19 protein-coding genes and 1 pseudogene are annotated in these 22,087 nt (G+C 65.8%); 16 read left to right on the forward strand and 4 right to left on the reverse strand.

Translation table 11 applies throughout. The annotated features are described in order from the left end of the window. The first annotated feature begins 29 nt into the window (after positions 1-29). Entirely contained in the window at positions 30-1,076 is a 1,047-nt protein-coding gene (locus BW730_RS05575) for a LacI family DNA-binding transcriptional regulator (RefSeq protein WP_077685394.1), read from the forward strand. Between the two features lie 3 nt (positions 1,077-1,079). Here the strand turns inward: BW730_RS05575 and BW730_RS05580 are convergent, their stop codons facing one another. After that, positions 1,080-1,436, reverse strand: coding sequence for a hypothetical protein (locus BW730_RS05580; protein ID WP_145952738.1), 357 nt, complete (start codon positions 1,434-1,436; stop codon positions 1,080-1,082). Between the two features lie 499 nt (positions 1,437-1,935). On the opposite strand from BW730_RS05580, the gene BW730_RS05585 reads away from it, so the two are divergent. The 10 genes from BW730_RS05585 (at position 1,936) to BW730_RS05625 (ending at position 9,826) form a co-directional block, all read left to right on the forward strand. Beyond that, positions 1,936-2,130, forward strand: coding sequence for a Flp family type IVb pilin (locus BW730_RS05585; protein WP_077685396.1), 195 nt, complete (start codon positions 1,936-1,938; stop codon positions 2,128-2,130). 146 nt (positions 2,131-2,276) lie between these two features. After that, positions 2,277-2,651, forward strand: coding sequence for a TadE/TadG family type IV pilus assembly protein (locus BW730_RS05590; protein WP_077685397.1), 375 nt, complete (start codon positions 2,277-2,279; stop codon positions 2,649-2,651). After that, complete coding sequence (locus BW730_RS05595) at positions 2,639-3,580, forward strand: pilus assembly protein TadG-related protein (RefSeq protein ID WP_077685398.1); 942 nt, start codon at positions 2,639-2,641, stop codon at positions 3,578-3,580. The genes BW730_RS05590 and BW730_RS05595 overlap by 13 nt, the downstream gene beginning before the upstream one ends. Positions 3,581-3,602: 22 nt before the next feature. Further along, on the forward strand, positions 3,603-4,373 hold the full coding sequence (gene cpaB / locus BW730_RS05600) for a Flp pilus assembly protein CpaB (protein WP_077685399.1): 771 nt from the start codon (positions 3,603-3,605) through the stop codon (positions 4,371-4,373). Further along, a complete protein-coding gene (locus BW730_RS05605) occupies positions 4,366-5,538 on the forward strand; it encodes a CpaE/TadZ family protein (protein WP_077685400.1) in 1,173 nt (390 codons plus the stop codon). The genes cpaB and BW730_RS05605 overlap by 8 nt, the downstream gene beginning before the upstream one ends. Next, on the forward strand, positions 5,538-6,971 hold the full coding sequence (locus BW730_RS05610; RefSeq protein ID WP_077685401.1) for a CpaF family protein: 1,434 nt from the start codon (positions 5,538-5,540) through the stop codon (positions 6,969-6,971). Before BW730_RS05605 ends, BW730_RS05610 begins: the two co-directional genes overlap by 1 nt. Then, positions 6,965-7,744: a type II secretion system F family protein gene (locus BW730_RS05615; protein ID WP_077685402.1), complete on the forward strand. Its 780-nt coding sequence runs from the start codon at positions 6,965-6,967 to the stop codon at positions 7,742-7,744. The genes BW730_RS05610 and BW730_RS05615 overlap by 7 nt, the downstream gene beginning before the upstream one ends. Next, positions 7,744-7,908, forward strand: a complete 165-nt coding sequence (locus BW730_RS18445; RefSeq protein WP_158522483.1) for a hypothetical protein — start codon at positions 7,744-7,746, stop codon at positions 7,906-7,908. Before BW730_RS05615 ends, BW730_RS18445 begins: the two co-directional genes overlap by 1 nt. Before the next feature lie 9 nt (positions 7,909-7,917). Beyond that, positions 7,918-8,796 (forward strand): type II secretion system F family protein, encoded by an 879-nt coding sequence (locus BW730_RS05620; RefSeq protein ID WP_158522484.1) that lies wholly within the window; start codon positions 7,918-7,920, stop codon positions 8,794-8,796. 1 nt (position 8,797) lies between these two features. Then, the gene (locus BW730_RS05625) at positions 8,798-9,826 is read left to right on the forward strand and encodes an A24 family peptidase (protein ID WP_077685404.1); all 1,029 of its coding nucleotides are present in this window, start codon (positions 8,798-8,800) and stop codon (positions 9,824-9,826) included. 482 nt (positions 9,827-10,308) lie between these two features. On the opposite strand, the gene BW730_RS19095 is transcribed toward BW730_RS05625, so the two are convergent. From BW730_RS19095 to BW730_RS05630, 3 genes and pseudogenes are all read right to left on the reverse strand, one after another. Continuing rightward, complete coding sequence (locus BW730_RS19095; protein WP_145952739.1) at positions 10,309-10,782, reverse strand: hypothetical protein; 474 nt, start codon at positions 10,780-10,782, stop codon at positions 10,309-10,311. 63 nt (positions 10,783-10,845) lie between these two features. Further along, positions 10,846-10,977, reverse strand: a pseudogene (locus BW730_RS20490) (hypothetical protein); the annotation flags it as partial. Between the two features lie 73 nt (positions 10,978-11,050). Further along, positions 11,051-11,590, reverse strand: a complete 540-nt coding sequence (locus tag BW730_RS05630; RefSeq protein ID WP_077685405.1) for an AAA family ATPase — start codon at positions 11,588-11,590, stop codon at positions 11,051-11,053. A 797-nt stretch (positions 11,591-12,387) separates the two neighbouring features. Here BW730_RS05630 and BW730_RS05635 point away from each other — a divergent pair. The 5 genes from BW730_RS05635 to BW730_RS05655 all read left to right on the forward strand — a co-directional run bounded on the left by BW730_RS05635 (position 12,388) and on the right by BW730_RS05655 (position 21,469). Then, positions 12,388-12,999, forward strand: coding sequence for a DUF6119 family protein (locus tag BW730_RS05635; RefSeq protein ID WP_158522486.1), 612 nt, complete (start codon positions 12,388-12,390; stop codon positions 12,997-12,999). A 115-nt stretch (positions 13,000-13,114) separates the two neighbouring features. Then, entirely contained in the window at positions 13,115-14,707 is a 1,593-nt protein-coding gene (locus BW730_RS05640; protein ID WP_077685407.1) for a DUF2397 domain-containing protein, read from the forward strand. Further along, positions 14,704-15,990, forward strand: a complete 1,287-nt coding sequence (locus BW730_RS05645; RefSeq protein WP_077685408.1) for a TIGR02678 family protein — start codon at positions 14,704-14,706, stop codon at positions 15,988-15,990. Before BW730_RS05640 ends, BW730_RS05645 begins: the two co-directional genes overlap by 4 nt. Beyond that, positions 15,987-20,180, forward strand: coding sequence for a TIGR02680 family protein (locus tag BW730_RS05650; protein ID WP_077685409.1), 4,194 nt, complete (start codon positions 15,987-15,989; stop codon positions 20,178-20,180). The genes BW730_RS05645 and BW730_RS05650 overlap by 4 nt, the downstream gene beginning before the upstream one ends. Then, entirely contained in the window at positions 20,180-21,469 is a 1,290-nt protein-coding gene (locus BW730_RS05655; protein ID WP_077685410.1) for a TIGR02679 family protein, read from the forward strand. Before BW730_RS05650 ends, BW730_RS05655 begins: the two co-directional genes overlap by 1 nt. The last annotated feature ends 618 nt before the right edge of the window (positions 21,470-22,087 follow it).

Raw genomic sequence — 22,087 nt, forward strand, 5'->3', positions numbered from 1 at the left:
GACCTCCAACCGTCGGTTAGGGTGAGCGCATGCCCAAGGATCGCCGCCCCACCCTCGCCGACGTCGCGAAGCGCTCGGGCATGTCCAAGAGCGCCGTCAGCATGATCCTCAACGAGAAGCCGGGCTCGAGGCTCTCCGCCGAGGCCGCCGAGCGGGTCAAGGCCGCCGCCGAGGAACTGGGCTACCGCCCCAATCCCGCGGCGCAGAGCCTGCGACTGGGCAAGACGGACACCATCGGCTTCATCTCCGACGATGTCATCCTCACCCGCCAGGCCTCCGGCATGATCCGCGGCGCCCTCGACGCGGCAAAGGAACACGGCCAGACCGTCCTGATCGCCGAGGCCAGCGACGGCCTCGCGACGCGCGAGGAGGCCATCCAGCAGATGCTCGACCGGCGGGTCGACGGGATCATCCTCGGGCTGATGCGGGCCCGCCTCGTCGAGGTGCCCAAGGTGCCCGCCTCCGTCCCGTTCGTCGTCGCCAACGGCGCGACCCCCGACGGCCTGGATGGCTTCCTGCCCGACGAGTACGCCGCCGGCTACGCCATGGCCCGCCTACTGGTGGACGCCGGGCATCGCCGGGTCGGCATCGCGGGAAAGATGGTCCCGGCCTACGGAAACCCCGGGGTGTCGGTGACGATCCCGCTGCGCTTCGACGGCATCCTCAAGGCCTTCGAGGAGGGTGGGGTCGACTGGGAGATGGTCGACGTCTACGGCTGGAACGCGACGGTCGGCTACGACGCCACCCACGACCTGATGGCGCGGCACCCGGACCTGACCGCGATCCTCGCGGCCAACGACGAGGTGGCGTTCGGCGCCTACCAGGCGTTGACCAAACTGGGCATGCGGATCCCGGCGGACGTGTCGGTGGCGTCGTTCGACAACGAGGTGCTGGCCACCTACCAGCGCCCAGGCCTGACGACCGCGCACCTGCCGTATGAGGAGATGGGTCGACGCGCGGTGGAGATGATCCTCGGCCTGCGCCCCCGCGGCAGGGAACTGCTGGACATGCCCATCGTGGTGCGCGACTCGATCGCTCCTCCGCGCCCGGCGCCAGTGGAGACGATGGGCGCCTGAGCTTTAGCCGTTCAGCGCGTCGACGATGAAGACGACCTCGAATACCGCCAGGATCGCGGTGCCGATCACCAACCACGCCAAGCCGCCCCTGCGGTCGCCCTTCTGCGGGGCCAGGATCGCGACCAGCCCCAAGAGCATGACCAGGCCCGGGTAGATGAACAGCGCCCCAACTCCGAACCGGCCGTTCGAGGCACCCCGGGTCGGCAACCGGATCGTCGCGCCCTCGGGTGCGACGGCGTAGGCCCACGCCGCAGCCCCCAACATCAGCAACCCGACCAGGAGCACGCCCACTCCGGAGGCCCTGGCACTGCGTCGCCCGGCGGCGTCCGAGTCGCGGCGAGCGGGCTGGTCTGCGTCCATCGTCAGAGCATAGGCAGCGGTCGGCGCACGGTGGACCGCCACCGGTCGACCGGTAGCGGTCGTCCGTTCGCGGGATCGCGCTCTCCCCGCGTGACTGGGTCGACAAACACGTCCCACAAGGGGGTCCGTCAGACTGTTCGACCCCGGTGCACGCGACCGCCCGGAAGGGTCTACGCTCGGGCCAGATTCACGACGAAGGGGGAGATTTCATGGATCGGCTTCACAGTCCGCCGGTGTTGACCACCGGCTCACCGCGCCCCTGCGTATCCGGGGCCGCAATGCCGGGCAGGGCAGCCGGCCGCTGACCCCCTCCCGCCGTCTCTTGCGACGGCGGTGACCCCTCAAAGATCGACCCGGGACGTCCGTCACCGGGGCGATGGGGCGCTCGCGCCCAACCGGTGGGAGACCACTGACCCTAGTTATCCGGCACAAAAGGGTGCCGGCGCCGATCTGCCGCCAACGGGCGAGACCGGCAACCGATCGGATCGAAGGAGATCTCATGATCAGTTACATCCAGGCCATGTTCGACGCCCGCTTCGGCGGCTCGGAAAAGGGCGCCACCGCCGTCGAGTACGGCCTCATCGTCGCGCTCATCGCGGTCGCGATCATCGTGGCCGTGACGCTTCTCGGAACCAATCTCAGCGGAATCTTCGACTACATCGCGGGCAAGGTCAAGGCCCCGGCCGCGCCGTAGGCGAAAGAGGCCTCGGCCCGGTTAGGCCTTGCCAAGCAACGGAAAGGGCGCCTCGCGAACACGAGGCGCCTCGTCCGACGGGTAGCGGCTCCTCCCGGATGGAGTCGACGACGCATGACCTATCGCGCTACACGTGAGGAGGAGCTATGCCCGACCATCGAGAACGCGGCGCGGCGGCGGTGGAGTTCGCCCTCGTATTGCCGGTCCTCCTGCTACTTCTCGTGGGCACCATCGACTTCGGATGGGCACTCGTGATCAACGGCAACATCGCCTCCGCCGCAAGGGCGGGGGCGCGCGAGATGGCCCTCTCCAAGGACGCCACGGCAGCCCGCGGGGCCGCCGTCGCCGCGTCCGCGGTCGGCGGCCTCAAGGCCTCCGACGTCGCCGTGCTCTCGACTTCCTGCACCGCCGCCAACGCTGACGCGGTCGTCACCATCAATTACACCTACCCGACCCTCACCGGCTTCTTCGGCGCGACGAGGGTCTCGACCGGAAAGGCGGTCATGCGATGCGGAGGCTGAACAACCCGGAGCGCGGCGCCTCGGCCGTGCTCGTGGCCATCCTGATGGTGACGCTGCTCGGCTTCTCCGCGCTCGCCATCGACCTCAACGCGCTGTGGTGGGACAAGCAGGAACTGCAGAACGGCGCGGACGCCTCGGCTCTCGCCATCGCCACCGACTGCGCCCACGGCGCCTGCTCGACGGCCACCAATCAGGTCACCGCCGGCCGGCTCACGAAGGGCAACAAGCAGGACGCCAACGCCACGGTCGACCGTATCGACCTGACCGAGGCGCACCGCGTGACAGTGACCGTTGCCAGCCTCCGCGACCACTGGTTGGCCCCGGTGCTCGGCATCGACGCCTCCACGGTCCAGGCTGCCGCATCTGCGGTCTGGGGCGGCATCGGGGGCGCGACGACGCTGCCGCTGATCCTGTCGCAGTGCGAGTTCGAGCGCACCGTCCTCGACTCCCCCACCGGCATCGTGCGCGTCTCCGGCAAGACTCTCGACGACACGACCGGCTGCAGGCTCGGCCAGACCCCCCACTTCGTCCCGGGCGGCTTCGGGTGGCTCACCACCGACGGCTCCGGCGTCTGCAAGGCCAGCCTCAGCGTCGATGACTGGGCCAACTCGTCGACGGGCAACACGACCCCCAAGGGCTGCCCCGACGACCTTCTGAAGAAGACCCTCGCGCCTGGCAACGAGGTGCTCGTCCCACTCTTCGACGAGGCCCGGGGCACCGGTGCGGGTGCGACCTACCACGTGGCCGGATACGCGGCACTCAAGATCACCGCCTTCTGCCTGACCAACTCCGTTGCCAGTCCAGACACCAAGTGCACCGGATCGGAGCGCTGGCTCGAGGGCCGGTTCGTGACATATGTGGCCACAGACGCGGTCCGCGGAGACGTACCCGACCATTTCGGCACGGTCACGATCTCGCTCGACCGCTGACCACCCGAGAGGAAATCTGAACATGCAACGCCGCTACCTCGCAGTCCTGATCGCCGTCGTCCTGGCGCTGCTGTCCATTGCCCTGGTGGGACGCTACGTCCTTCAGGCTGACGCGCGGGCGCTTGCCAGCGTCGACCCAGTTCGGGTCCTCAGGGTTACGGCTCCCATCGCGCCGGGCGAGGCGGCGGTGCTCGGAACCAACGTCGAGGTGGTCGAGTTGCCGGGTCGGGCCATCGTCGCGGACGCGATGACCGACATGGGGCCGCTCGACGGTCTCGTTGCCGCCGTCGCGCTGCTGCCCGGCGAACAGCTGCTGCCCTCGCGGTTCATCCCGCCCGACACCATTCCCGGCGGCGAGTCCGTGCCCATCCCGAAGGGCTTCTCTCAAGTCCAGATGGTGCTCACCGCTGACCGGGGCCTCGGCACCCTGCTGAAGGCGGGCGACACCGTTGGCCTTGTCGTCTCCGTCGACGAACCGCAGGCGACCAAGACGGTGCTCAACCACGTGCTGGTATCCCGGCTGGCGCTCTCAGTCGCCGCGCCCGAGGGTGACGACGAGCAGGCCTCGGCGTCGCAGTGGTCCTCAATGTCGTACCTGGTGACCTTCGCCGCGCCGCAGGACACCCTCGAGGAGATCGTCTGGTCGTTCGAGTTCGGCCGCGTCTGGCTGACCCATCAGGGCGAAGACTCCACAGCCTCCGACGACGTTGCCGTCACCGGGCGTCTCCTGATGCCCGAGGTATTCGCCGAGGCGTCGGCCTCCCCGGACCCCCGGGAGAGCACAGATGCCTGATCGGCACCCCGAGCCACGCATTGTCCTCTGCGACGAGGATCCCGCCGTCGAGGAGCGCATCCTGCAGGCCAGCGGCGTCAGCCCGACACAACGTTCCCTGGCCGACCTTGAGGACGCCGAACTGCCCGAGGCACTCGTGGTCCGGCTCTCCGACGATGAGGAGACGCGCCAGGGCCAACTGCAACGCCTGGAGCGCCTGCTCGACGAGGGCGTGCGATCCGTTGCGCTCAGCGACACCCCCACCGACGTCGCGTTGGCCGCGCTGCGAGCCGGGGTCGTCGACGTGCTCCGTCCTGAGGCCGACGTCGCAGAGTATCGGCAGGCGTTGCTGCGCGCGGTCGACCGCGCGACCCGCCTGCCGTCGACCACGGTGGACGCCCCGGTACCTGAGGCGCAGCGCAGAGTGATCGTCGTTCTCGCGCCGAAGGGCGGCGTCGGCAAGACGACCGTCGCGACCAACCTCGCGCTCGGCCTGGCGATGCGGGCGCCTGAACGCACCGTGCTCGTCGACCTCGACGCACAGTTCGGCGACGTCCTGACCTCGCTCAACATGTTTCCCGAGTACCGCCTCCACGACATGACCACCGCGGCCCTCGCAGGCGACGCGCTTGGCGTGAAGACCTTCCTTGCTAGGCACGAGTCGGGGCTTGCCGTGATCGGCGCCTCCGACCATCCAGCGCAGGCCGACAGCGTCTCGGGCGTGGCGGCAAGCAGGCTTGTCACGCTGCTTGCCGAGTCCTTCCAGTACGTGGTCGTCGATACCGCGGCTGGCATCAACGACCTGACGCTCGCCGCGGCCGACGCCGCCACCGACCTCGTGCTCGTCACCACGTTGGACGTGATCGGCATCCGGGCGCTGCGACGGGAGATGGAGGTGCTCGACCAACTCAGTCTGCTGCACCTGCCCCGCCATGTGGTGGTCAACCGCCACGACCCGCGCCACGGCATCACGGCCGCCGACTTCGTCGCCAACATCGGGGCCGGGATCGACGTCCAGGTGCCCGTGTCGAAGGTGGCGCTGCTTGCCTCCAACCAGGGCATCCCGCTGCTTAGCGCCGCGCCGCGGGACCCTGCGGCCGTCGCGTTGACCAAGCTCGTGGAACGGTTCGCGACCACGGCGCGCACCGGCAGGCAGCGGCGCAGGGACAAGAAGGAGAACCAGTGATGAACCTCGTCGAACGGATGGCGGCAGTCCGCGCTGGAAAGACCCCGCCGACTGACGGGGCTGACGAGGGCCAGGCCGCTCCCGAACCCGCCGAGCCACTGGTCGCGACGTTGGCCGAACCGGCTCCACCGGCCACCGCCGAACTGAAGTCCGAGGCGCTTGGGAGGCTGAAGGACAAGGTCACCGAGACCCTCTACACCGGGCTGGCGGCGCGCCTGAACGACTCGTCGATGACCGACGACCAGTTGGATGCGCTGGTGCGCACCGAACTGAAGACCGTGCTCGCCACCGAAACTGCGTCCATGACGCAGACGGAACGCGAGCGACTAGCCGACGACGTGCTGGCCGACGTCACGGGGCTCGGTCCGCTCGAACCACTGCTCGCAGACCAAGCCGTGACCGAGATCATGGTCAACGGGGCGGATCAGATCTTCGTGGAGCACGACGGGCGGGTGGCGCTCACCGAGGCGCGGTTCCGTGACGAGGAGCACCTCCGGGCCGTGATCGAACGGATCGTGGCGAGGGTCGGGAGGCGCATCGACGAGTCATCGCCATTGGTCGACGCGCGGCTCAGCGACGGGTCCCGCATCAATGCCGTCATCCCGCCCATCGCGGTCGGAGGATCCTCGCTGACGATCCGGAAGTTCTCGAAGGAGCCACTTCGGGTGACGGACCTGATCCGGTTCGGCTCAATCACCGGAGAGATCGCCCGCTTCCTCGAGGCCTGTGTGCGCGGCCGGCTCAACATCCTCATCTCCGGCGGCACCGGCTCAGGCAAGACCACCCTGCTCAATGTGCTGAGCGCCTTCATCCCGGATTGGGAGCGCATCGTCACCGTCGAGGACGCCATCGAACTGCAACTGCAGCAGGAGCATGTCGTCCAACTCGAGTCTCGCCCGCCCAACGTCGAGGGCCGAGGCGAGATCACCATCCGCGACCTGGTGCGCAACTCTCTGCGCATGCGGCCCGACCGGATCGTGGTCGGCGAGTGCCGCGCGGGCGAGGCACTCGACATGTTGCAGGCGATGAACACGGGCCACGATGGGTCCCTCTCGACCATCCACGCCAACTCGGCCCGCGATTGTCTCTCCCGCCTAGAGACGCTGGTACTCATGGCGGGCATGGACCTGCCGCTGCGCGCGATCCGGGAACAGGTCGCCTCCGCCGTCGACCTCGTCGTGCAGATCGCCCGCCTCCGCGACGGCAGTCGCCGACTGGTCCAACTCGCGGAGGTACAAGGTCTTGAGGGACAGACCCTCGTCACGCAGGACATCTTCCTCTTCGACTACGAGGCAGGAATGGACGAGAACGGTAGGTTCCGGGGCTCCGCACGGCCGACCGGAGTCCGGCCCGGGTTCTCGACCCGGCTCGCCGACCAGGGCATCGACCTGCCTGCCGACCTCTTCGGAGAGGTGGTCGAACGGCGATGGTGACCCTCCCGATCGACCTAACGCTGCTGGTGGCTGCCGTCAGCATCGCGCTTGCGTTGGCGCTGATGCTCGTCGTCGTGCTGACCCGCACTCCGAACATCCCATTGTCGCGCCGACGCCCCGACGCCCCCGTCCGTCGCTCGCCTGTGGCGGCCGTGACCGACGCGCTGACCGGCCTGCTGGGGCGTGTCATGTCGGCCCGCGGGTCGCGACTGTCCGCCGCGATCGCCGGTTCAGGGATCGCTCTCCCCGCCCGGGACGTCGTCTTCCTCACGCTGTGCGCCGTGGTGGTCGTCTTCGCGGGAGGCCTCCTGCTGAAGGGACCTGTGTTCGCCGTCGCGATGACGCTGGTGCCTCCGCTTGCGGTGTGGCTGCTGGTGAGGTCCAGAACCACGCGTCGGCACCGCAGGTTCGCCGACCAACTCGACGAGACGACCCAACTGCTTGCTGGCTCGCTGCGCGCCGGGTACTCCTTCAACCAGGCCCTCGTCGCGGTGTCCCGCGAGTCCGAGTCGCCGACATCAGAGGAGTTCTCCCGGATCAACAACGAGGTGCGCCTCGGCCGACCACTTGGGGAGGCGCTGCTTGCCTGCGGCGACCGGATGCGCTCAGAGGACTTCTACTGGCTGGCGCAGGCGGTGGCGATCAACCGAGAGGTGGGCGGAAACCTGGCTGACGTCCTCGACAACGTCGGCACGACGATCCGGGAACGCTCGGAACTGCATCGCCGCGTCAGGGCACTGTCTTCTGAGGGCGGCTGTCGGCGATCGTGCTGATGGGCCTCCCGATCGTCGTGGGGCTCGGACTCGCCGTCCTGAATCCGACCTACGTCTCCGGATTCACGGCCTCCGCCGTCGGCTATCTGATGCTGGTCACGATCGCGGTGCTGCTGATCGTCGGCGGGTTCTGGCTCAGGGCCATGATCACGATCAAGTACTAGGAGCCGATGATGCCTGTTGAGATCCTGATCCTGACGGTGCTGCTGGGCACTGCGCTCGGCATCGTCGGCTGGGTGCTGGCGAGCGGATCGCCCCGCCGCGCCGTCCTCAGCAACCTCGAGCGTGGCGCCAACGCCAAGGCTGCGAGCACCACGGTGCGGACGCGGGCCCGCGGGACCGGGTGGGCCGCACTGCTGCCGAGTGCCTGGTATGAGCGGACCGCCCGGAAACTGGCGCACGCCGGGATGGGCGAGAGGTTCACGCCCGAGAAGACGGTCGCCGCGAAGCTGATCGGGACGCTGCTCGCGGCCCTCTTCGGCGCCGTGCTGATCACCAGGATCGGGGCCGGGTGGACCTGGCTGGCCGCCGCCGGCGCGATGGCGCTTGCGTTCTTCCTCCCCGAGATCCTGATGTACAACGCGTCCATCAAGCGCCGCGCCGAGGTCGACCTGCAGTTGCCCGACATGCTCGACCAGATGAGCATCGCGGTCTCCGCTGGTCTCGGCTTCGACGCGGCGATGCTCCGGGTCGCCAAGGCTGGCCACGGCGTGCTCGCGGAGGAGTTCGTCCGCACCATCCAGGACCTCCACGTTGGCAAGTCGCGCCGCTCGTCGTACGAGGACCTCAACGCGCGCGTCGGCTCGGTGCCGCTGCGCCGCTTCACCCGCACCATCGTGCAGGCGGAGACCTACGGCCTCGGGTTGGTCGACGTGCTGCAGACCCAGGCCGACGAACTGCGCGACATCCGCAAGCAGAACGCCGAGCGCAAGGCGATGGCCATCCCGGTCAAGGTGACCTTCCCCTTGATCGTGGCGATCCTGCCCGCGCTGTTCATCGTGGTGTTGGGCCCGGCGGTGGTCAACATCGTCACCAACCTCGGGAGGCTGTGAGGTGCGCGTGCTGCCGCTCGTCGTGATCGCCTGCGTGCTCGGCGCCATCGCTGCGCGCCGCCTCGTGCTGGCCTCGGGGCGACGCGGGGCCCGCGGCTACTCGAGTTCGCTGCTTGTCGTGACCGTCTTGGCCACCGGGCTCGCGGTGTGGGCCGCGCTCGCGGTCCCCGATCGGGCGCTGGTCGCGGTGGTTCCGGTGCTGGCGGCGTGGGCGGTCCTCGTCGACGTCGACTGTCGCACCAAACTGCTTCCCGACCTGCTGACGCTCGGCGGGGCCGGCTGGCTGTTTGCCGCCTCGGCCTGGACCGCGCAGGGCCGCGCCGCGATCGTCGCCGGGGTCGCCACGGCCGCAGTGTTCCTGATCCTCGCGCTGCTCGCCCCGTCGTCGTACGGGTTAGGCGACGTGAAGTTGGGGCTCACGACCGGCGGGGTCGCCGGCTGGTTCGGCGGTTGGCCCGCGGTGCTGGCCGCGACCCTCGCGTTCGTCGCCCTGTCGTTGGTCGGTGTGATCGTCGCGGCCATCCGGCGTCGGCGGTTGCGCGACGTCGAGTTGCCGTTCGGCCCCTTCCTGGTTCTTGGCGCCCTGGTCGCACCGTGGCTCCGTCCCGAACACTTCGGCATCCGCTCGGTGCTGGAGAGGAGCGTTGCGATGTCCTGGACCACCGGTGGCGCCATGGCGGTGACGCTTCTCGCAGCCCTGCTGATCGCCTGGGCCGTGAGCCGCCCGACAATGGCTGGAACGCTGACGATGCACGGCGTCGGAGTCGAGCGTCAGTTCCTGCTCACGGGCCGCCGGGTCGAGATCCGCGCGGACGGCTTCAAGGGAACCGTGACGGCAACCAGAGACCCCGACCGCGTCCGGGTCAGCGGAGTAGGCGTCGGCGGCAGCCGCCGGAGCCTGATGCTCCGCGACGGCTGGACCCGCCGCGTAGCCGGCCACCCGATGACCTTCACGTCGAGAGGCGTGAGGATCGTCCACCAGTTGAGCTTCGACACCACCTTGCAGGAAATGGGCCTAGCCGAGGGCTGAGTTAGACCCATCGGGACTTGACATCCCAACCTCACCGTGATGCAGCGAGGCCCGACCCGGGAATAGTGGGGGCCGGTGTAGACGAGGCACCTGCCGGAAGCCTGCCCTCCGCAAGCTTCCAAGACACTCGCTGCTCAAGTTCCGAGTGCGCCTCAGACTCTGTGCTCAGTAGCCAAGCTGCGGGGCCGACTAGTGGGCCGATGGCAGCGAACACCAAGGCGATCAGCGTCATGAGCAGGACTGCAAGAGTCCTTGAGCCCCGGAAGGACCTAATCGCGCGAGCCATTGTTGGGAGCCAGGTCAAGACGGAAGCCCCAGAACCTGTTGTACCAAGGGAGCGGCCCTTAGTTCAAATGCTCAGCAGTCGATTTCGGCCACCATTATCGGTCTGGGTAACGGGCCTGACAGTGACAAGAGCCAACCGATTGGCCTGCATTCCAGAGCAGTCGATACAAGCCTGAACGTGGGTCCGTGCCTTCGGTCTACCAGTAGATCGCGACGAAGTCAGCGTCGCGCAGCCTATGAGCGTCGTCATCAAAGACTGTGGTCCCACTCCGCTTGGCGTGCATCAGTGAACTCACCGGAGGGAAGAAGGAAAGCCCTGTCTCCTCGCGAGCAGCCGTTCGGAGTTCAAGGGTTCGAGTGGGAGCAACTTCGCGGCCGGCTATACCAGTCAATCGCTTGGTCAGCACCGAGAAGGCACTGGTCTGATCCGAAACGCCCGCCGACCTCGTCCTCAACTCGGCAATGCTCAGGGCGATGAGTGCCCCCTGCTCTGACGTCAGCGTTGCATCCAGTTCCTTCAGGAGTGCTTCGGTGTACAGGGCTAGGGCGACCCCCAGTTTCGACTCGGCTATCGGCGTCGTCAGAGACGCCAGGCTTCCCGAATGGCACTCCGCCAGCGGCGTTGATCTGGTCGATGAAGCTGGACGCCACGTCAGTGAAAAGATCGGCAAGCTTGACGGGAGTCCAATTGAGGCCTCGGTGCCCGTGCTGCACTGTTCGGACGTCGAGTCCGTGAGCTCGCCCCGCTGCGAGGAGAGGAGACTCAGCAGACTTACCTCGTCTAGGTAGATGAACTCGCGCAGAGCCGGGTGCCCCTGCGGCGCGATCGCTTGGCGCGGTGTGACCGGCCACTTGACTCTAAACAGCCGATTCTTTTGCTCACACTTTTGCCTCCGCGATCAGTGACCGTCGAGGACGGAGCGAAATCCGTTCGAACGGTTAGACGAAATCCTCCGGTGCCACTTCCTCGCGACCATCCCCAATCGCCAGCAATGCCGCCTCAGTCCAGATGAAGCTCAACTCAGCTGACGACCAGTTCTCGGTCAGAGCTGCGACGTCCTCAAGGGGCAAGTCGGCACCCGTCTTCACGCGCGCGCCAGCGACCTTGAGAATCTCGAAACGATCTGACCGAGAGGGCAATCCGAACTCGATCTCCCAGTCGAACCGACCTGGACGGGTAAGAGCCGGGTCGAGGGAATCAGCACGGTTGGTCGCCGTGATGACGATGACACTCTTCCCCTTGTTGTCGAAGCCGTCCATGAGTGTGAGCAGTTGGGCGACGGGTCGCTTTGAGGCCTCGTGAGACTCGGAGGACTGCTTCTCGGCGATGCTGTCGATCTCGTCGAAGAAGATGATGGCTCGACCGCTCTCGCTGTTGGTCGCGGCCTCGACGATCTTACGGAGGTTCCCTTCTGTATCACCCAACCGCTTGCTGATGATTTCAGGACCAGAGGTCAGCGGGCGCAAATTCCCAATCATCCTGAGGGAGCAGAATCAGGTCACCCGGCTTGAGGGCCGTGACGTTAGGTAGGTTGGAAACCCTTCCGATCTGCCCCTTCTGGGTCTCAACGTGGATGACGTCTTCATTGTGATCGACGCGGAGCACTCGTATCAGTTGACCCAAGACACATGCGTCACTCAAGGCCATGGCCTCCGAGCCGTGCCAGCAGTTCGACTCGCTTGGCTTGATTCCCATAGTGCAGACGATCGTTCGCCTCATTCTGGAGCTGCCTTCCCTGCGCATCAAGGAGCCCTCGACTACTCGGCAGAATACCGTATGAGAGATGCGGGCCTTGGTGGAGTGATTTGCTGGTGCGAGGAAAGCACGATCGACACCAAGTGTTCCCAAGGTCGGAACACGCGCCTCGCCCGAGCCGCTGCCACTGCGGCATCCGCAGCTCAGCACCTAAACCACCGAACAAGTGGCGAGGTACCCAAACCACGAAGCCACGGTTCAGCAAGCAGAAATACCTAGCGGGAAATCGACTCCCACTTGGCATTTCGTCGGGCTGACAGGATTTGAACCTGCGACCCCTTGACCCCCTAGGTGGGGCCTTGACCGTCTCGGCGCGTGGCGCTCAACCAGATGGAGAGGAAGCCTAGTGAGACGCAGGCGACGGGTAGACCCTGGTCCTCCTTCTGGTCCCCCTGGGGTGTCTCGACCTCAACGGACTCGCTTCGAAGATCTGAAGTGGAGGTGACCTACTTTCGGTAATCTCATTCTTGCCGTCAATGGGGAGGTGAGGGGCGTGCGCACTCAGCGATTGACAACTTTCTTGCTTCGAGACGTCGAGGCATTTGACGATGCAATCGACGACGACGCCTCAGCCGGGCTAGAGACCAGCAAGCTCACCGAGTCGTCCGGGCTGGTGGGCCGCTTCTACTCACGGAAGAACTTCCCCAGCACCCCAAGCTGGGCGAAGTACGTCGAGCCAGCAGTCGAGGGCGGCATCCACGGCGTGCAGTCAGCATCAGCCTCTGGGTTGCTGCTACTGACCGTCGACGGCCATACGTTCGCACTGACGTTCGGATACGGGCGGAGCTTCCTCGACCGGGCCAAGATTGAACGGCGCTTTGGGCTAAAGGTCGCGCTCAATCTCATTGACGAGAAGCAGATACGCAGCCTCGACACCAAGCTGTTCGACGAAACGGTGGTGTCAAGGAACACCAAGACCCGCCGAACAGCTGAACTTCCCGCCTTCGGCGTCGACATCCTCCGTGATATCGTGCGAGCCGTCACCGGAGTCGCCCCTCCGTCCAGCGGCTACAAGGGAGTGCTCCCGTTCTTCAGCCGACTCACGCTCATGCAGACAGTCCGCGACCTCAACCGTCTCGGCTTCACGAAGATCGCCCTCGCACGAGTACCTCTCGAAGAGCCTTCGACGTGAATCCCGATCGCCGAATCGCTCTCCGATGTCGGTGCTCTCGGCCAGACTGTGATCGTCGGTCGTGACAGCCTCTCGCGACCGCGACGGAATGTCGGTCAGCAGTAAGGAGCGCGATATGGCCGTGGCGAGCAACGGTTTGGATCAGCCTGAGTCGAGCGCGCCCGAGCAGATCCTCGTCACGGGGACCAGACACGACCTCTTTCGCTACCTCACCTCTCCTCTGGCTGAGGAGTACCGAGCGCTGCTCGGGCTGCTTGCGGGACCCCTTCTCGCCGACTACTCACCCGCAGAAGCCGCAGCGTTGCTTTCCGAGCGAGGCCACCATCTCACCGAGGATCAGGTCTACGCGCGGTGTGAAGCGCTCGAGAGATGGGGGAACCTCGTTCGGGGTGTGCGAGACACGCACGCGGCGACGATCCGCGAGTTCCACCGCGGCCGGAACCGCTTCCATGCATCGAAGCTTGGCGGAAGAATCTACAGGGACACCGAGAGCATCATGTCTGCTTCGGAGGGAGCCCGCGAAGTCGCCCGAGAGTTGCTTGGCGCGACCGTCGAGCGGCTCGACTCGATCTTAAGCAGGCTCGATGTCCTAGCGCTAGCCGATGCCGGAGAGTCCGTCAGCGCGCTCGATGTCGAGGCGCTCGCCGGTGATGTGACAGTTGTGTTCAGCAACCAACGACTCTTCAACGAGTCCGTTTCGGACTTCTATGCCTATCTGAATCAGGTACTCACTCGATATGACCTTGTCGGCAGCGAGTATCAGCAGTTCAAGGAACTCCTCCTCACCTACATCGGACTGATCACTGCCGATGTCACTCGTCATACCCCGGCAATCATCGACAGGCTTGGCCAGATCGACGGCCGCATGAACACGCTCCTTACGCTCCTAGACACTCAGGCACGTCTGATCGCGCACGATGGGTCCGCCGCCGAACAGCAAGCAGGCCGCACTGCTGAGGAGTGGGCCCTCTTGACAGCTTGGTACACAGGGTCCGCAGGTAGGTCGGGGCCTGACACGTTGCGGGCGGCGGCTGATCAGGCGCTGGGGCAGTTGCTCACCAACGCCAAGAGGATGCTCGCCGCAGCAGGCACAGGACTCTCACGACGCGATGATCTGATCAAACTCGCGGGTTGGTTCGACAAGAGTGACATGGACACCGCCCACCGCCTATTTGCCGCAGCGTTCGGCGCCTATTCGTCCCGCCACTTGCTTCTCGGCCCCGACATCGCTCTTACGGTCGACGGGGTCTCGACGTCGTGGTGGGATGCCGCGCCGGTCGACGTGCCGGTCAGTCTTCGCGAGCGCGGCGACAGAAGCGCAAGAGGACGGACTTCTCCCGTCCCCGACCCTGGCCTCGCGCGTGAGGCTGTGCTGGCCTCCGCCCGACTCGAGATCGAGGCACGACGCGCCGCGTCGGCAGAGCTGGTGGCCGCCGGTGATCTTGACGGAGCGCACGTCTCGCCCGCAGCCCGTGATCTGGTCATGGACCAGCTCGGCAACCTGATGGCGATCCACCAGGACCTATCCTCCACCCTCTCGTTCTCTGACACCGACCTGGGAATGGTGCTCACTGTCGTGCCAGATCCCAACAGGGTGACGGTCATATCGGCATCCGACGGAGCGGTGTCGATCCACGGGGTTTCGCTTCACGCAACACCCGACCAGGAGACCGATGATGCCCGACCTCGAGAGGCGGCCCTGGCATGAGTCCATCCGTGACCTCTGCCCATGAGGCCGTCGAACGACGTCTGGCAGCTCGCGCTCTGCTGGCAAATCCGATCCTCTCAGGACTGCATCACCCCGATCAGCTCGCCTTGGTTCGTCGGCATGCACCCTGGCTTCGACAGATGTACTTCAGCCGCACCGGGTACTCGTTGATCATCGAGACAGGATTCGCGCGGCTGTCAAAGGCCCCTCTCGATGCAGACACAGCGCCGCGCCCCGCATTGCGCACTACAGGGCAACCTTTCACCTCACGCACCTACACATGCCTAGCCTTGCTGTGCTCGGCCCTCCTAGCGCCAGCGGTCGGCGACCAGGTGCTCCTCTCCGCGCTCGTAGAGCAGGTCCGTGCCGACGCCGCATCGGCCGACCTGAGACTCAGCGAATCCACCGACGAGGCCCGCCATCTCGTCCAAGCGCTTCACCTGCTCATCGACTGGGGCGCTCTGCACGAGACAGAGGGCACAGTTGTCGCCTGGGGGCTTCGCGCAGACGAGGTCCTTCTCGACGTCAACCGCCCCCTCCTTCCACACCTGCTCGCCCGAACCCTGCGGGACATCGACACCCCCGCTACGCTCCTGACACCCAAGCTCACAAGCGCGAATCAGGACGAGCCGCGGCGCGCACTTCGCCGTAAGCTCATCGAAAACCCCCTCGTTCGACGCGAAGACCTCAGCGATGCCGAGCGTGACGTACTGTCCAGGGAGCGCACCGAGCTCACGCGCGTCCTTGACGAGGACTTCGGACTTGTCCTCGAAGTCCGCGCCGAAGGCGCCCTCGCCTACGACCCGGACGACGACGTCACCGACCTGACGTTTCCGGGCAGGAGCACGGTCGCCCACGCCGCACTTCTCCTGACCAACGCCCTCATTGATGACCTCTCGCCCAAGGCGGGACAAATCGTCACCCTCCCCGTCGCCACCGAAGAGGCTTCGGACGATGGATTCCCGAAGGAAACCCCGCCCACCCGACCTGGCGCTCTTGCGCCGTGGTCGACCGTCGAGGCGAACGTTGAGTTGCTGATCGAGCGGTACGGCCCCTACTTCGGCGAGGGATATCGGACGAACGCGTCGCTTCTGCTCAATGATACCGTCCGCCTCTTGGAGTCGATGAGCCTTGCCGAAGGCACCGAGACGGGCCTGCTGATCCACCCGGCCATTGCCCGCTACCGACCAGAGCCGCAACGCTTGCCCACCCGCGCCGCGCGTCGCATGGGCTCGACGATCGACGACAATTCAAGCCCTCTTTGGTTCGAGGAGAAGCCATGACGATGACCTCTGTCGACCACACCGCGACAACCGTCCCACGTCACCACCCGGAGCGGTGGAGGATGAGTCGCGCCGGGATCAGCAACGTGTGGCACTACTACGACAACGAGTTCGACTTCTCCGGAGGTCGGATGATCCTGCGAGGCGCCAACGGGTCGGGCAAAAGCCGTGCGATGGAGATGCTCCTACCCTTCCTCCTTGACGGCGATCGACGGCGAATGGACTCGACCGGCTCCGCCAATGTCCGCATGGAAGTCCTCATGAAGGCCGGCGGAGAAGGGCAGACAAACCGCGTCGGCTATCTCTGGCTTGAGCTGGAGCGCGACGGCACAGGGGAACAGGAACATCTCACGCTCGGCGCCCATGTGAAGTACTCCACGTCGACGCACGAGGCGAAGGTCTGGTACTTCATCACCCCGCTCCGTGTGGGGCATGATCTTGTGCTGATCGACCATCAGCGTCAGCCGCTGCGTCGAGAAGAACTCGCAAGCAGGATCGGCCCGGACAATCTCACCGATGTGGCCAGACTGCACCGGGAACGAGTCCGAAACGGAGTCTTTGGGCTGACTGGCGTAACCGGTGATGAGCGCTACTCCGGACTCCTCCAACTTCTGCACACCCTGCGGTCGCCCGATGTAGGAAACCAGATTGACGAAGGCAACCTTCCACGCCTGCTGTCCGAGGCGCTTCCACCGCTCTCCGAACAGGCGCTCGTGGATGCAGGCAGTCGACTTGACGCGCTATCAGAGGCTCGTGCCAGCCAGCAACGGCTGGAATCCTCTCTGGAACGGGTGTCGGCATTCCTTGCGACATATCAGCGATACGCCGCAGGCGTGCTGTCAGCAACGATCAGCTCGGTCGAGGCCGCGGCTGTAAACGCCGCTGACAGCGCGGCAACGGCGGAGACGCGTGCCAGTCATCGAGACACGCTCGCCGAACAGTCACGAGCCGCGATCATCAGCCGTGACCGACTCGACGAGGACGTGACAAGCCTCAGCAACGTGATCATCGCGCTCAGACAATCCCCTGCATATCTGGCTGGGCTCGACTTGGAGAATCTCCGACGCGGCGTCTCCGCCCTCGAGAAGGCGGCATCAGGCCGTCTCGACTCGGCAAGAGAATCTCGACGCGAGGAGGGCGAGGCCGTCACCCGCGTCGACCAGGCCGCAACGGAGCTGAAGACCATAGCCACAGAACTGTCTGGGGCGTTGGGCACGGCTGGCACGCAGCTCCGCGCCGCCTTGGTGCCGACAACCTCGTTCCCGACCGTCGCCAGCGTCGAACTCCTCGATCCGCAGCCGCAGGAGGACCCGGTCCGTGTGGGTCTTCATGATGACCTGACAATGATCCCGAGACCGGCACCGCGTCTGCTTGCGATCGAGCCCGAAGATATGTCATCAGTGGCCCGAGCCCTCGCGAACGCCATAGAAAGCGCGACTGCCAGGGCCGATCTCGCCAACGCTCGCCGAAGCGTAGCTTCCAGCCTCCTTGAAGAGGAGAAAGCCGCGACCACCGCCCAGCGGGAGGCCGACCTTGCCGCCGAGAACGCGGAGCGATCAGCAGGCGATGCCGACGACGCCGAGACTCGACGTGACTCTGCAGCGCGCACTTACGCGGATGAGTGGCGGCGTTGGACGGCACTGACCGAGACCGCAGATCTGTTAGGTGACGTCGAGTGGCACGGCACGATCTTGCACCCCCTTCTCGTCGATGTAGACAGCCTTGCCGGCCTGGGCCCATTCGATGTCGACCTCACCGATCTGGACCAGATCGCGGTGCATTCCTCAGAGCCCGCGCGATTGCGCTCGGCTTCCGAACGCGCGGCGCTCGACGCGCAGGCTGCCGCAGACGAAGCTCGACGGGAGCAGTTGGAGTCTGACCGCAACAGGTGGCTCTCGGCTCATGACCCCGAGCCGCCGGTAGCTCCATGGGAGACTCTGTTGCCGCCACAGGCCGTCCCGTTCTGGCAATGCGTCGACTTCGCCGTGGGCCTCGGCGACGACGAGCGAGGTGCGTTGGAAGGGGCGCTTCTCGCTGCAGGCATATTGACGGCCGGCGTCACTCAAGACGGTAGCCTTGTGCCACTCGACGGACAGAGGCTCTTAATCGGTGAGGCGCAGCAGGCCGAGGCGTCGATCAGCAGTCTCCTCAGCGTCGATCCCGACTCGCCCGTGAGCGCTGATCTCGTCAGTGCCCTCCTTCAAAGCATCGGACGCGGTCCGGCAGGCAACCGAACATGGGTTGCGGAGGACGGCAGTTGGGGGAACGGCCCCTTACACGGACAGAATCGCGCCGCGACCGCCGAGCACATCGGGGCATCGGCACGGGCGGCATGGCGCGCGCGACGCATCGAAGAGATCGATCAGGAGCTCGCCGGGCTCGATCGAGCCCGGCTCATCAGAGACGAGCAGTACGAGTCCTTGCGTGCCCGTGACGAGGCACTGTCGGCTCATGTTCGTTCCGCGCCGCAGAGCCGAGACCTCTCGACTGCTCGGAGCCTCGCCACGGTAGCGCAAGGTCGCGCGGCGGACGACCGATCCACAGCGCTTGCAAAGGAGGGACGCGCCCACGAGCTCTTCGCAGCCTGGACGAAGGCAAACGCCGATCACCGACTCGCTTGCGACCACAACAATCTGCCGCACACCATCGAAGGACTCTCGGATGCAAGGGAGCAAGCCACGAGTTCAGTGACTGTGTGCCGCGACGCCCAGGCACAGACTCGCCGCCTCAACGCTCAGCTGGCTGCGCACGAGAAGCTTGCGCAGGCGGTCCCGACGCACCGAGGCCGTCGCGAATCTGCAGAACGCTCTGCCAAGCAGGCATGGGCCGAATGGTCCGAAGGACACGAAGAGCTCGACACGCTGGAGCAGACGATTGGTCTCGACTCCTCCGATATCAATCGGCAGCTGCACGACCGTGAGACGGAACTGACGTCTGCCAAGGAAGCGCTCCAGGAGGCGCGGGACAACAGTGAGCAGATCGGCAAGGACGCCGCCGTCGCCGTCAACGTCGCCGCAGCAGCCGCTGCCGAGGCGACAGGGTCGGCGTCTCACCTGCGAAGCTCCGTCTCAGAGCTGAACACCGGGTTGACCCTCCACGGGCTTGCGAGCGCGGTCTTCCGCGATCGCGCAGACGAGATCGAGAAGCGATGTCGAGACCTTGCTGACGAGACTGTCACGCCGCACAGCGTGCGTGGGCTGCTCCGCGAGATGCGTAACGCCATGCAGACAGGTCCGGCCGTCGAAGAGACCGCGCTCATTAGAGCTGAGAACGCATTGATTCGTGACCTGGGTGCAAGTTACGAGGTCATCGTCTCCGTCGCGAGCAACGTCCATCTGGTCGAACTCGCTGACGCAGAAGCGCGACTTCCCATCGCCGCGGCGCATTCGCGCATCGAAGAGAAGGCCCTGCAAGCGAAGGACGCCGTGTCGGAACGCGAGCGCACCGTGTTCACGGAGTACGTGATCGGTGGAGTCGGTGAAGAACTGCGTCGACGGACTCGCCAGTCCAGCGAACTGGTCGCCGCGATGAACACTAGTCTCGGGGGCATCTCCACAAGCCACGGCATCAAGGTCAAGCTCCACTGGCGCGCAGCAGAGGATGCAGGAACTCCGATCGCACGAATCCTTGAGCTGACCGCGACCTCCGCAGATCTCCGCCCGCCGCACGAGACGGCAGAGCTTGTGGAGCTGCTGCGTGCTCGCGTGGAGGAGGCATACGCCATCGACCCAACCGTCGGCTACGCCACCCACCTCAAGCACGCCCTCGACTATCGCAGATGGCACAGGATCGAGATGGCTCTCACCCGCCCTGAGCTCGGACATGTGAAGGACGTTCCGGTCACCCGACGCACCCCGCTGTCCCAGGGCGAGCGACGATTCGTCTCCTATGTGATCCTGTTCGCCGCCGTGGATGCACACCTCTCAGGCCTTCCAGATGCGGACCGAGCGCTTCGCCTGATCGTCCTCGACGACGCCTTCGCAAAGGTCGACACGCCGACGATCGCTGAGCTCATGGGACTTCTGGTTCGCCTGGACATCGACTTCTGCATGACCGGTCATGGGCTGTGGGGCACGTTCCCCGAGGTTCCAAGCCTCGACGTCTACGAGATTCGCCGGGAAAGCGATGGGCCGGCCGTGACTACGCATGTCCACTGGGATGGTCACACTCGCCACATGCGGGTCGCCTGATGGCGCCGAACCAGTCGAAGGATGATCCACGACTCACCGGCCCCGTGCGTCGATACCTCGCGGCTCAGAGCCTCGACCCGCTGTGGGCCGCTGTCAGAAGCCGCCTCGAGAGAAACGGTCTCGTTCCGGCTGGAACCGTCTCTGTCAATCTCGATGATGAGGGCGCCGATGCCGTCGGCGGTCTGTTAGGCGCCTCGGTGCCGACTGGGAACGTAAGGATCAAGCTCGAGAGCGTCGATGCCGCGCTACGGCGCTCCGCGGCTGCTCGTGGCCTGATCTCGGTGTGCGTGGAGCTCACCGGCCCGCTCATAGACAGGCAAAGCGTCCGGCGGGAGCGGACGAAATCCAGGGCGTCTGTGCTCGCGGCACTTGAGGCCGGCGTGGAGGCTGCTGGACTGTCAGCACAGCCGTGGGTATCAGCGTTGGTGGAGAGCGTTCGGCGCACGGGGCTGCTGACGAGAAGCGGCGATAGCGCAGCCCAGACAGTAGCGGTCGCGAGCAGAGCGCTCGCCCTGCTGTCGACGAATCTCATATCGGACGTCCTGCCTGAGCCAACGTGGGAGATCGCGCAGTTGGCGTCGCAGTGCGCTGGTGACGCGCACGGTCTCGACGACGGCACCGCTGCATCGCTCCTCGTCCTCCGAGCCGCTGCGCTGGCAACCGGAACACCTATGCCGTCCACTGGCCCCGGTAGGCGCGAGTTGTGGCTGCGCATCGGCGTCTCAGCCGACACGGTGTCCGGCACGCTGATCGCGTGGGGGCTACGGCCACCTGGTGATGGGCCTTGGGCAAAGATGATGCGGCAGCGAGCCGAAGCCGGTCTCGTCAGCCATGTGACCATGCAGGAATGGAAGGTCTCCGCGGGACAAGAGCGATGGGGAGTTCCGGGGCAGCAAGTGTGGGCTTGCGAGAATCCCCAGGTGCTCCAGGCCGCAATCACCTCAGGCGCTCGCGGACCGCTGCTTTGCTTCTCAGGCAATCCAGCATCGATCGGCCTCACTGTTCTTGACCGACTGGTCCAAGAAGGCGTTGACGTTCTGTACCATGGCGACTTCGATGTCGCCGGGTTAGCAATTGCCACTCGCCTGTACGCGCGAGGCGCGCGACCCTGGCGGATGAGCGCCCACGAATACGTTCAGGCTGCGCCCCGGCTTCCTAGCGCGCCGCCTCTTGCAGGGAAGGTCCCGGACGTTGCGTGGGCTCCCGGTCTGGCGGACGCGATGAACAAGCTGAACAGAGCCCTCCACGAGGAAGCCATGCTGGCAGTACTTCTAGGCGACCTCCAGTAGACCTCTCGGAGCAGCCGGCTGCCCTGACCCGTCGAGCGCGACTTCGGCAGCGACACCAGGAGCCTAAAGTGCTGGCAGTCGTTGAAGCGCCCGATCACATAACTAGACCTCTTTCGACCGGTCTTGGCCACTCCGGCGAGCCGCTCCTGGAACGGTTACTACGCGGCCATGCCGATGGTCGGCGGCGACGTGCTCACGCCGTGGCGCCTCTTGATTTCTCTGAGCATGTCGTATCAGGTCTTCAAGTCGGCGGGCTGAGGAGGGTCGGTATCGTGGTCGGAGTCGTTCAGAATCCGGGCGAGGGTATGCCACTGTCCAGGCTCGTTCGGCGCCTTGCAATACCACCTTGCATCGGCCGCAGAGCAGGCGAACCCCATTCTGGCCCGCTCGGTAAGGCCGGGGACTCGCCTCGCAGCAAGGCTCCACGGTCACTGTAGATGTACGAGATCGCCCCTGCGGCGGTCTGGGCCCTTTGGTCCCCTAGTCCACAGGGTGGCGCCTTCGAGCGGCTGAAACAGTCCGCCGCAGCGTCGGGCTCCTCGACGAGGGGTCCGGAGGGGGACCAGCAAAAACCCGTCGCCCGACATGACGAAGCCCCGATGAAATGACTTCTCATCG

The organism is Tessaracoccus aquimaris, from assembly GCF_001997345.1.
Lineage (GTDB): Bacteria > Actinomycetota > Actinomycetes > Propionibacteriales > Propionibacteriaceae > Arachnia > Arachnia aquimaris.